The organism is Pseudomonas sp. 3296 (genome assembly GCF_031456615.1).
Taxonomy (GTDB): domain Bacteria; phylum Pseudomonadota; class Gammaproteobacteria; order Pseudomonadales; family Pseudomonadaceae; genus Aquipseudomonas; species Aquipseudomonas mucoides.
This window is the reverse complement of sequence record NZ_JAVDUY010000001.1, coordinates 366,826-376,365: the sequence shown is the minus strand read 5'-3', so window position 1 is coordinate 376,365 and position 9,540 is coordinate 366,826. Positions and strand designations below refer to the sequence as shown.

Genomic DNA, 9,540 nt, shown 5'->3' with positions numbered 1-9,540 from the left:
ATTTCGGGTAACAGGTCGCATGGGCTGGCCTCCATAGTGAATTGGTTATTAGTTTGGTTAGTGGTGTTTTCTTTTTGTTGGACGAAAAAATGGGCCATAAATGGCCCGATTCTTTCTGTCATCTCGTCCATGACAATCCCATAACAATGTAGTTGCCTTAATTGAAACTCCAATCACGGGAAGCAGTTAACCCGTATTGGACATTTCACTGTAAGGCGGCAGTAGGAGAATGAGTTGCTAGTAGTGCCGTTCACTAGCTGGAACGCTGAGCTTCAAATGCAAGTAAGAAGCTGGCTGAGGAATCCACAAATGGAAGTGTGGAAATCTTGAATAGGTGCCGGGAAAAAGGAATTAAACCCGGCGAGTCTGCCAGCATGGAGCTAGACAGAAGAATTTGTTGGAGAAAGATTTTATCTCCATCTATAACCAATTGTATCACGGGAACCGGCTTTGTCAAGCAATATGTGTGCCAAGTGGTAAGTTTAATTTTATCTAGGATGGGCTGAAAGCCAGTGGAGGCGGGTGGCGTTGCCATATTCCGCCCCCAACTGGTCATCGGTACATCAGTCGATGAGGTGCAACACATCCCTGACGTTCAGGTGAGAGTAACGCGCTACGGATCGAGTATCCCTGTGTCCTGAGACGATCATGATTTGTGCATTGTTGAATCCCTTCTTAGCGACGTTGGTGATTCTGGTGTGCCTGAGCTGGTGCAGTCTGACGCTGCTATCAAGCCCAGCTTTTACACGTGCAAGACGTACAGCCTGAGACACGGCGTGTGGAGTGATAGCGAATAGCACTCCATTTGGATAGCGTTCCACAGTGGCCCACAATTGGGCTAGCTCTAGTATCTCCACAGCTCGGTGGGTGAGGGGAACTGATCGTGTGCCGTTCTTCCCGTCGATCACATCGGCAATGCGTTCTTTGAGGTGCAGGCAGTCTTTCGTCAGCTTTAGGATTTCAGAGCGCCGCATGGCGGTCTCATACGCCAACTCAACAATGAGCTTCATGGTTGGTGACAGTTTCGCCAGCAGTCGCTCAAGCTCACTCGCACGGATCACTTTGTCAGAAGACCGGTCGGGTTTTGGAAGCGCGATGTCACTCACTGGGTTGTGAATGTCCATCAGCAAGCCGCGTTTGGCGAAACGGTAGAACCGCGACATGAATGCAAGCTGCGTCCTACACGTCGATGGCTTCACCGTCTTCAATCGCATGATCTTGAAGTCGTTGATCATCTGCGGGGTGATTTCGTGAATGGGCTGCGTGAAGTGCCTGCCCAGATGTTCCACGATTTTCAGTGCGTGGTCGTAACTGCCTTTGCCCTTGAGCATCGTTTCGCAGTAGGTCATGCCCAGCGTGTAAATGGTGTGGTGCTTGCGATCCATCGTCACAGCTTCGAGCTGGTTCGCCCATGACTCTGCTTCAACTCTGGTGCTGAAGGTTTTCGACTGTGGAGATTTACCCTTTACCCGTACCTGAGCGTTCCAGTTGCCGGACGGAAGTAAGCGGAAATTGGCCATTTTTGACGCCTCATAATGTGAATGGGCGTTCTGTGAAACCCTTGAGCACCAAGGCTTGCAGCTTGCTCAAGCAGACCTTGACATGGTGGGGGTCGTTGGTTCGAGTCCAATCGCGCCTACCAAACAAAATCCGCTCTGCTGGGCGGTCTAGAAGGGCTCACCGAAAGGTGGGCCCTTTTTTGTTGTTCGTGATATTACAATTTTTACAAACAATCCAGCTCGTTAGAGCTTTCCCTCGTGTCGCCTCAAATCTCAATGCGCCATTAAATGTTGCTAATCAGCTGCCGATGAGCCTGTAACCAACCACGAACAGGCGACGACGCATGGATGTCAGTAGTACTCAAAACGAATATCAAAAGCCAAAAAACCTGGCGGGTCTGGGACGTCGGTGGGGTGGGCAAATGATCGACTCGCTCATCACGTTCTTTCTGTTCTTGTTTGTGGGGCGAACGGGCGACTTCGTAGGTCTGCCTCCCACCGTGGTCGCCATCCTGGCGCTGGGCGCGGGTACGGGTTATTACCTGTTTTCCGACGCTATGCCCAATGGTCAAAGCGTTGGCAAAAAATGGCTGGGCATGTCGGTCGTAGATGAGCGTAGCTACCTAGACTGCAATCTTTATCAATCCTTTGTGCGCAATATCACCACACCGTTCCTGAGTATTCTTGACTGGATCTTTATTTTCTTTGGTTCGCGCAAACGTCTTGGCGATATGCTCGCGTCGACGATCGTGATTCGATCCAGGTAAAGGGCGGTTTGCAGCAATGAGGCGTAAACTGGCGGTGCTACCTCATCAAAAGGAGCCGCATATGATCGCCGACCAAACGAACAAACAGACGTCAGGGACTAAAACTGTTTGGGATCAGTTTTTCTGCGCTGCATTGATTGCGGAGAGCAACCTGACGGCCCCGGTCGTAGGTGGGGCTACTCACGAAGACAGGCAGAACCTGTTGATCGAAAGAGCCAAGGCGCTCGCAGACAAGATGATGGAAAACAGAAGATAACCAGAGCCCAGCCATTGCGCTGGGCTTTTCATGTCTGGCTATGCCAATGACTGGTGTTGGAATCAGGCGATCAGGTCTACTTTCCCGGTTGCCAGGCGATAAACGCCGCCCACTACTTTCAGCGTGCCTTTGCTGAGGGCGTCTGTCAGCAGGGGAGAAGCATTTTTTAGTCGCTTGACCGAGTCTTTAACATTTTGCGCTACCGCATTAGCGGGAAGACTCCCCGGCTCCTTGAGTACCGTCTCGATAGAGCCCTTGAGTGCCTCAGTCAGTTTCGGGATGTGGCCAGGAAAAACGGTGTGATCTTTTACCGCCTTGATACCTGCGTTAATCGCACCGCAGTCTTCATGCCCGAGCACGAGGATCAGTGGTGAACCAAGCACCGCCACAGCATATTCAAGGCTGGCCAAGCCCTCATCAGTGACGAAGTTGCCAGCAACGCGTATGGCGAAAAGATCTCCCCGGGCAGTGTCAAAAGCGTACTCGGGGGCGATACGAGAGTCAGAACAACTGAGTACCGACACGAACGGGTTCTGGCCTGTGACCAGGGCTTCTCGTTCGGCCTTGAAGTCATGAGTCTTGGAGGTGCCGGAAACATACCGCTCGTTTCCCTCCATTAATCGTTGAAGGGCCATGTCGGGGCTGATTGAGTTTTGCGGTTTTGGGGGCGGCGCCGTTTTCTCGGCGGCCTGGAGGAGATGGTCAGGCAGGGTGCCAGCCAATAGCAGGGCACCGGCTCCGAAGCCAGCATACTTCAGGAACTTACGGCGACTACCCGCGGTTTGAAGCGGTTTTGAATCACATGATTCACACATGGCTTGTGTACTCAGGTGAAAGGGGGGGCTAGCTGTCAAAAGCGTGTGCTTTCAGAAGCCTTTCGCTCTTGTGTGGTGGAGTCTAGACCGTCTGTGACGTAATGTTTCTGGTGCTGTTTTCAGTCCGGTTGGTTTCGTTTGCGATGACTTGGTTTCGCCAAAGCCATGCTCATGCTCCATAAAAAAAGTGTGGATATTTAAGGGCTTACGATTTTTTTTTAACCGGCCGGTGGTCAAAAATATATTGTTACAAGTGGGTTGCTGGGATATTATCGCCCCGCGTTCACCACCACGGTTTATGCATTTTTAAGTCCCAAGCTTCCATCAGCTGCTTGGGATTTTTTTTGCCTGAAATTTATCCTGCCCCTTCGGACACCCGCCCAAACCCGGGCAAATCCCGGTCTTTTGGGCTACTACTGTCTGGCCAAACTCAAACTCGGTCTGATGGGGGTACATCGATGCTGGTTCATTGGTCTCTTGCGGCAATTCACCTGCTGGCCATTGCGCTGGCATTCTGGGCCGTTTTGAACCGCGGCACGGCATTCAGTCGCCTGGCCGCCGGGACAGGGGAAGCTCGGCGCGTGCTGGTGGCCGATAACCTGTGGGGGATTTCTGCGGTCATCCTCCTGATCACCGGCGGGATGCGGGCGTTTGGCGGGTACGAAAAAGGCACCGATTACTACCTTCATCAGCCACTGTTCCACCTCAAGATGACGCTTTTTGTGCTGATCCTGCTGCTTGAAGTTGCCCCGATGGTGACGCTGATCAAATGGCGGATTGCACTTGGGCGTGGCGCGACGATCGATACCGCTCGGGCAAAACTGTTTGCTCGTTTCAGTCATATCGAAGGCTTGCTGGTGTTGCTGATGGTCATCGCGGCGACGGGGATGGCGCGTGGGGTAACCTTTGGTTAACCGAGAGCGGTCACGTACTTCCTCGGGATTATTCGGAAACGTCTGACAGCCATGGCATGAGATATGCCGGTAGTATCGGCTTGAAGTTTTTGCGGGAGAGGGGGAGCGAGCCGGCGGGCATTGCGGCGCTCGAATCTTTAGCCAGCCGGTGTTCAGGGCGAACGGGCTGGCTACTGACTGCAACAGGATTCAGGGGGTTTGTGGCTTGTCTGGTGCGGTGAGGCCAGCCTGAATGCGCTGATATATCTCTTCGCGGTGCACTGCAACGTCTTTCGGAGCGTTGATGCCGATCCTGACTTGCTGGCCGCTCACGCCCAGAATGGTGATCGTAATGTCGTCACCGATATTTATGCTTTCACCGACTTTGCGGGTGAGTATCAGCATGGTCTTCTCCTTGATTGCTTTGTAGGGCACCTGATTCGAACAGTGCAGAGGTCGGTGGTATGTATAGATTAGTGCGAAGTCTCACGGTTTGGGTGCCTCTTTCTGACGCGCAGATGCTGCATTAATTCCCAAGGCGTAACTATACAGAGGCCGCAACCATCAATCTCGTTGTTTTGTGCCCATTTTGCGGCACTCGAGAAGTATTCATGAATGTTAAAATCGCCGCTTTCGGCATTCAGAGGGAACCGTTGTGCGCAAAATGGTCTTGGTAATCGCTGTATTGGCGCTGGCTGGCTGCGGTGAAGGGAAGGGTGTTGACGCTCAAAAAACGAAGCCGGCGGTCGTTTCCGCCCCCGCCGCGACAAACGGGCCGCAATGGGACCTCGAAGTTCGAGGCGAAACACCCCAGGCAGTGAGCGATCTGAGTGGCTGGCTGATTGAACACAGCTTCGTCTCCAACGTCATCATGGAAAACGGCAAGACGCGCATTTTGATGGGGCCATTCAGTTCGAAAGCCGAGACCGAGGCCAAGCAGGCAGAAGTGGCTGCAGCACTGGCGCGGGCCAAGAAACAGAATGTCGAATTACTGGTGATCGAGCGTCCTGCGGCCCAGTAACGCAGTGGCTGAAAAGGCAAAAGGCCTCAGGTTTTATGCCGAGGCCTTTTTACTTTCCAGCGGGAAGTCAGCCGCAGGCTTTCATGTTCACCGGCCCGACAAACTCGTTACCGCGACCCATGACGCACGCTACGCTCTGGTTACGCTGACGTTCCCAGGCTTCAACTGGATAAGTTTTGTTCCAGGCTTCGTATAGTTGGCGGTCTTGTTTCGACAGGCTCAAACCGTATTGCTTGCTCATGTAGAAATAAGTCCGGGCGATCATGCCGCGAATGGAAGGGCGGGGCATGACCTTCTTGGCCTTGAAATCGACCTGGGTCAGGCATGAGCCATACTGACCGGTCTGCACCGGCAGCCAGCCAAAACTGAAGTTGTTGCGGTCACCGTTCACCTCGCCAATGCTTGGCACCAGGTTGTGCAAATCGGCTTCGGCCTTCTGGAATACCGGATCGTAACGGGTGCAGTTCTTGCGCCCACCCGCCTGCCAGCACTGGCGTTGATGACCGATCTGCCACGCCGGGACAATATGCTCCCACTCGATGCGGGACGCGCGCTTGGCGTTTTTGCGCGGCACATAACCACAGGCGGCCAAGTTCACTTTGTTGCCGGTGTATTTGCAGCCGCAATAGAACTCGGTGGATTGCGGTGCATACAGTTTCCAGGCGACTTTTTTGGCTTCGCTGAAGGTGCGTGGGGCGCCAGCCTGGGCCCCGAGGGAGATGAATAAAACCAGCAAAGCAAGCCAACGGACACTCATTGACTCAATCTTCCTTCGGCACAACCCAGAAAATCTGCACACCGCCATCGTCGCGATAGGCGAGGGTGACGTTGTCGTTCTCGTCGATTTCTTCGAGCAATTGTTCCCACTCATGCACTGGTTCATCCGGCAGGCGAAAGATCAATGCTGCTTTGGCTTTTTGAGCGGTGGGGGAATTGATGATTTTCTGAACGCGCAGACCCATGCGTGCATAGGTGTCAGGAGGAGCAGAGGGGGTGGCCACAGGATTATCCTTAGTAAGCTGTACGTGCATACAGTATTTAACTGTAAGCATTTTCGCAACTGCTTAAAATTCAAGAAAATAATCTGACAGCGGTTTTTTCCGTTTGCTGTAGGAAGAGGAGAAAACTTTTATCGGAGTTTTGCCAAGGGTGTTAACCACTCGTCAACGCTGACGAGTGGTCAAGAACGTGCCTGACCTGAACCGGTCGGGCGAGGGCGAATCAGTACTCCCAGAACATCCGTTGCAGCTCTTTGCTGTCGTTGGTCTTGGTCAGTGCGACCATGGCCAGGATGCGGGCTTTTTGCGGGTTCAAGTCATGCGCGACCACCCAGTCGTATTTGTCATCAGGCTGTTCGGCATTGCGCAGTACGAATCCGCCGGCGTTGACGTGGGACGAACGAATGATTTGCACGCCATCCTTGCGCAGGGCTTGCAAGGTCGGAACGACCCGCGAGGAAACCGAGCCGTTGCCGGTACCAGCGTGGATGATCGCCTTGGCCCCGGACTGAGCCAGCGCCTTGTACGCCGTGTCGCTCACGTTGCCGTAGGAATAGGCGATTTCTACGTCAGGCAGGCTCTTGATGGTTTTGATGTCGAATTCCGAGTCCATGGTGTGGCGCTTGGCCGGCAGACGGAACCAGTAGGACTTACCTTCGACCACCATGCCCAGCGGACCCCAGGCACTTTTAAACGCCTCGGTCTTGATGTTGATCATTTTGCTGACGTCGCGACCCGACTGGATTTCATCGTTCATGGTCACGAGGACGCCCTTGCCGCGCGCTTCTTTGCTGCTGGCGACGGCGACGGCGTTGTACAGGTTGAGCATGCCGTCGGCTGACATTGCGGTGCCTGGGCGCATGGAGCCGACGACGATGATCGGCTTGTCGGTCTTCTCCACCAGGTTCAGGAAGTAGGCGGTTTCTTCCAGGGTGTCGGTGCCGTGGGTGATCACGATGCCATCGACGTCTTTGCTGTCCGCCAGTTCGGCCACGCGACGGCCCAGTTGAAGCAGGTTGTCGTTGGTGATGCTTTCCGAGGCGATCTGCATGACTTGCTCGCCACGAACGTTAGCCAATTGGCTGAGTTCTGGAACCCCGGCAATCAACTGGTCGATGCCCACTTTTGCCGCTTGATACGTCGCGCTGTTAGCAGCGCTCGCACCGGCACCGGCGATGGTGCCGCCTGTGGCCAGGATGACCACGTTCGCCAGTTTCTGTTGGGTTTCGACTTCTTTTGCCTGAAGGGCGGTAGGGAGTAGCAGCAGGAGGGCCAAAGCGCCCGGAATAAAAGTGTTGAAGGCAGATTTCATTATTTTCTCTCTAGTAGTCAGACGGTGCTGATGCAAGTTCATCTAGATACGCCCCCGGCAGATCTGAACGCCGGGGGTGTAGGTGAAGAGCAGGATCTGTACCAGCCAGACGTTGAACGAGAAAAAGTTTTAACCAATTGATTTATAAATGAAATTATCTTTGCCCTGGTGGAGGTTAAACATGAATGCGTCCGGGTTTCCGAATAGGTTGAGCGTTTACGTTCGGCTCTCCGAAAATGCCTACGACGTTTGTAGAGAAGGTCTCCTTGCCAAATCAGGAATCAATGCTAAAGAAACCCTGACGTCGGTCGATGCCCCGTTAAGGTTTTTTTTCTTACAGGAGTTCCCATGTCATTTTCTGTTGGTTTTCCAAATGCGGGCGCGGTCACCATCGGCGGCAAGTCCCCGTCGACGATCAATGCCTTGAGCGAAGCGACGGCTGACACCGCGACTCGGGTGCGGGGGAAGGAAGAGGGCAGCGACAACCAGGTTCGAACCGGTGGCGGTGCTCAGGACAAAGCCAAGTCCAAGGGCGGCAGCACCCAAAGTATTGCGGTGCAGGTGCTGCTCAAGCGCATGCAGGAACTGCAACAGCAACTGCGTGAGCAACAGCAACAACTGGCGGCCGCACAGGCAGCGTCTTATCCGACCCCGGAAGCCAAGGCCACGGCGGTAATGTCGATCCAGGGGCAAATCGCGGACACCAACGGCGCGCTGTCACAAGTGGCAGGCAATCTAGTGAAAGAATTGGCCAAGGACTCCAGCACAGGCGGCCTGATCAGCACCGTTGCCTGACGTGGCAGGTCGGTTTTTGCCAACGGAGACACAAAACAGGTCGTTGACAAATAGCAGCAGGGTTCGCATAGTTCGGTCTACGCAAACGTTTGCGCGGGCTTGTCGGTAGTTCATTCCGTCGACGATCGGAGTCCAGGCATTACCCCAGCGCAAGCATTGCTCACAATAATCATAAGATCGGAGTGAACCCATGAAGCTGCCATTCGCTGGACGTCTTCTTGCTGTCGCTATGCTGGCTGTCGCATCCGCCGCGCTGCCCATCTCATCGGCCTTCGCCGAATCTCCTGAAAAACCCAAAGTCGCACTGGTCATGAAATCCCTGGCCAATGAATTCTTCCTGACCATGGAAGACGGCGCCAAAGCTTATCAAAAAGACCACTCTGGCGAATTCGACCTGATCTCCAACGGCATCAAGGACGAAACGGACACCGCTGGCCAGACGCGCATCGTCGAGCAAATGATCCTCGCCAAGGTCAATGCCCTGGTCATCGCGCCGGCGGATTCCAAGGCCATGGTTCCGGTGATCAAGAAAGCCATCGATGCCGGCATCACCGTGATCAACATCGACAATCAACTCGACCCGACCGTCCTCAAAAGCAAGAACATGATGGTGCCGTTCGTAGGTCCGGATAACCGCAAAGGCGCGCGTCTGGTCGGCGAGTACCTGGCCAAGAAACTGAAGGCCGGTGACGAAGTCGGCATCATCGAAGGCGTGTCCACCACCACCAATGCCCAGGCCCGCACCGCGGGTTTCAAAGATGCAATGGAAGCGGCGCAGATCAAAGTCGTTTCGTTGCAGTCCGGTGACTGGGAGATCGACAAGGGCAACAAGGTTGCCGCCTCGATCCTCAGCGAATACCCGGATGTCAAAGCCCTGCTGGCCGGCAACGACAGCATGGCCGTCGGTGCCGTTTCCGCCGTGCGTGCAGCGGGCAAGGCTGGCAAGGTGCAAGTAGTCGGTTACGACAACATTAATGCGATCAAGCCGATGCTCAAGGATGGTCGCGTCCTGGCCACCGCCGACCAGTTTGCAGCCCGACAAGCCGTGTTCGGTATCGAGACTGCGCTGAAAATTATCAAGGGCGAGAAGGTCGACAGCGGCACCAACGGCGTGATCGAAACCCCGGTAGAACTGGTCACCCAGTAAGCCTTCTGGCGACACACTGGTGCTCGCCCGTCCGGGC

At 54.3% G+C, this 9,540-nt stretch carries 12 protein-coding genes and 1 tRNA gene; 7 read left to right on the top strand and 6 right to left on the bottom strand.

What is annotated here, in order from left to right; genetic code table 11:
• Window positions 1-563 precede the first annotated feature (563 nt).
• Complete coding sequence (locus J2X66_RS01820) at window positions 564-1,520, bottom strand: site-specific integrase (protein WP_310260131.1); 957 nt, start codon at window positions 1,518-1,520, stop codon at window positions 564-566.
• Window positions 1,521-1,571: 51 nt separating this feature from the next.
• Between J2X66_RS01820 and J2X66_RS01815 the strand changes: the two genes are divergently transcribed.
• The 3 genes from J2X66_RS01815 to J2X66_RS01805 all read left to right on the top strand — a co-directional run bounded on the left by J2X66_RS01815 (window position 1,572) and on the right by J2X66_RS01805 (window position 2,522).
• Window positions 1,572-1,642 (top strand) — tRNA-Val (locus tag J2X66_RS01815).
• Window positions 1,643-1,843: 201 nt separating this feature from the next.
• Window positions 1,844-2,266 carry an RDD family protein gene (locus J2X66_RS01810; RefSeq protein WP_310260129.1) on the top strand — a complete coding sequence of 141 codons (423 nt, stop codon included), beginning with the start codon at window positions 1,844-1,846 and terminating at the stop codon, window positions 2,264-2,266.
• A 61-nt stretch (window positions 2,267-2,327) separates the two neighbouring features.
• Window positions 2,328-2,522 carry a hypothetical protein gene (locus tag J2X66_RS01805; RefSeq protein ID WP_310260126.1) on the top strand — a complete coding sequence of 65 codons (195 nt, stop codon included), beginning with the start codon at window positions 2,328-2,330 and terminating at the stop codon, window positions 2,520-2,522.
• 62 nt (window positions 2,523-2,584) lie between these two features.
• On the opposite strand, the gene J2X66_RS01800 is transcribed toward J2X66_RS01805, so the two are convergent.
• Window positions 2,585-3,337, bottom strand: a complete 753-nt coding sequence (locus tag J2X66_RS01800; RefSeq protein WP_310260122.1) for a carbonic anhydrase — start codon at window positions 3,335-3,337, stop codon at window positions 2,585-2,587.
• Window positions 3,338-3,795: 458 nt separating this feature from the next.
• Here J2X66_RS01800 and J2X66_RS01795 point away from each other — a divergent pair, with 458 nt between their 5' ends.
• On the top strand, window positions 3,796-4,251 hold the full coding sequence (locus J2X66_RS01795; protein ID WP_310260119.1) for a DUF2214 family protein: 456 nt from the start codon (window positions 3,796-3,798) through the stop codon (window positions 4,249-4,251).
• 189 nt (window positions 4,252-4,440) lie between these two features.
• Here the strand turns inward: J2X66_RS01795 and csrA are convergent, their stop codons facing one another.
• On the bottom strand, window positions 4,441-4,635 hold the full coding sequence (csrA, locus tag J2X66_RS01790; protein WP_007938114.1) for a carbon storage regulator CsrA: 195 nt from the start codon (window positions 4,633-4,635) through the stop codon (window positions 4,441-4,443).
• Between the two features lie 250 nt (window positions 4,636-4,885).
• On the opposite strand from csrA, the gene J2X66_RS01785 reads away from it, so the two are divergent.
• On the top strand, window positions 4,886-5,251 hold the full coding sequence (locus tag J2X66_RS01785) for an SPOR domain-containing protein (protein ID WP_310260116.1): 366 nt from the start codon (window positions 4,886-4,888) through the stop codon (window positions 5,249-5,251).
• 67 nt (window positions 5,252-5,318) lie between these two features.
• On the opposite strand, the gene J2X66_RS01780 is transcribed toward J2X66_RS01785, so the two are convergent.
• From J2X66_RS01780 to J2X66_RS01770, 3 genes are all read right to left on the bottom strand, one after another.
• Window positions 5,319-6,008: an endonuclease gene (locus J2X66_RS01780; RefSeq protein ID WP_059181191.1), complete on the bottom strand. Its 690-nt coding sequence runs from the start codon at window positions 6,006-6,008 to the stop codon at window positions 5,319-5,321.
• A gap of 4 nt (window positions 6,009-6,012) precedes the next feature.
• A complete protein-coding gene (locus J2X66_RS01775; protein WP_310260112.1) occupies window positions 6,013-6,303 on the bottom strand; it encodes a DUF1654 domain-containing protein in 291 nt (96 codons plus the stop codon).
• Window positions 6,304-6,472: 169 nt separating this feature from the next.
• Window positions 6,473-7,561: an asparaginase gene (locus tag J2X66_RS01770; protein ID WP_027921565.1), complete on the bottom strand. Its 1,089-nt coding sequence runs from the start codon at window positions 7,559-7,561 to the stop codon at window positions 6,473-6,475.
• Between the two features lie 348 nt (window positions 7,562-7,909).
• On the opposite strand from J2X66_RS01770, the gene J2X66_RS01765 reads away from it, so the two are divergent.
• Together J2X66_RS01765 and J2X66_RS01760 are read left to right on the top strand one after the other, a co-directional pair.
• Complete coding sequence (locus J2X66_RS01765) at window positions 7,910-8,356, top strand: hypothetical protein (RefSeq protein WP_310260108.1); 447 nt, start codon at window positions 7,910-7,912, stop codon at window positions 8,354-8,356.
• Between the two features lie 190 nt (window positions 8,357-8,546).
• On the top strand, window positions 8,547-9,503 hold the full coding sequence (locus tag J2X66_RS01760; RefSeq protein ID WP_310260106.1) for a sugar ABC transporter substrate-binding protein: 957 nt from the start codon (window positions 8,547-8,549) through the stop codon (window positions 9,501-9,503).
• Window positions 9,504-9,540: the final 37 nt, after the last annotated feature.

What these genes read in the sequence shown, in the direction of transcription:
- J2X66_RS01820 (WP_310260131.1), bottom strand. Translation starts at nt 1,520, where the DNA reads ATGGCCAATTTCCGCTTACTTCCGTCCGGCAACTGGAACGCTCAGGTA.
- J2X66_RS01810 (WP_310260129.1), top strand. Translation starts at nt 1,844, where the DNA reads ATGGATGTCAGTAGTACTCAAAACGAATATCAAAAGCCAAAAAACCTG.
- J2X66_RS01805 (WP_310260126.1), top strand. Translation starts at nt 2,328, where the DNA reads ATGATCGCCGACCAAACGAACAAACAGACGTCAGGGACTAAAACTGTT.
- J2X66_RS01800 (WP_310260122.1), bottom strand. Translation starts at nt 3,337, where the DNA reads ATGTGTGAATCATGTGATTCAAAACCGCTTCAAACCGCGGGTAGTCGC.
- J2X66_RS01795 (WP_310260119.1), top strand. Translation starts at nt 3,796, where the DNA reads ATGCTGGTTCATTGGTCTCTTGCGGCAATTCACCTGCTGGCCATTGCG.
- csrA (WP_007938114.1), bottom strand. Translation starts at nt 4,635, where the DNA reads ATGCTGATACTCACCCGCAAAGTCGGTGAAAGCATAAATATCGGTGAC.
- J2X66_RS01780 (WP_059181191.1), bottom strand. Translation starts at nt 6,008, where the DNA reads ATGAGTGTCCGTTGGCTTGCTTTGCTGGTTTTATTCATCTCCCTCGGG.
- J2X66_RS01775 (WP_310260112.1), bottom strand. Translation starts at nt 6,303, where the DNA reads ATGCTTACAGTTAAATACTGTATGCACGTACAGCTTACTAAGGATAAT.
- J2X66_RS01770 (WP_027921565.1), bottom strand. Translation starts at nt 7,561, where the DNA reads ATGAAATCTGCCTTCAACACTTTTATTCCGGGCGCTTTGGCCCTCCTG.
- J2X66_RS01765 (WP_310260108.1), top strand. Translation starts at nt 7,910, where the DNA reads ATGTCATTTTCTGTTGGTTTTCCAAATGCGGGCGCGGTCACCATCGGC.
- J2X66_RS01760 (WP_310260106.1), top strand. Translation starts at nt 8,547, where the DNA reads ATGAAGCTGCCATTCGCTGGACGTCTTCTTGCTGTCGCTATGCTGGCT.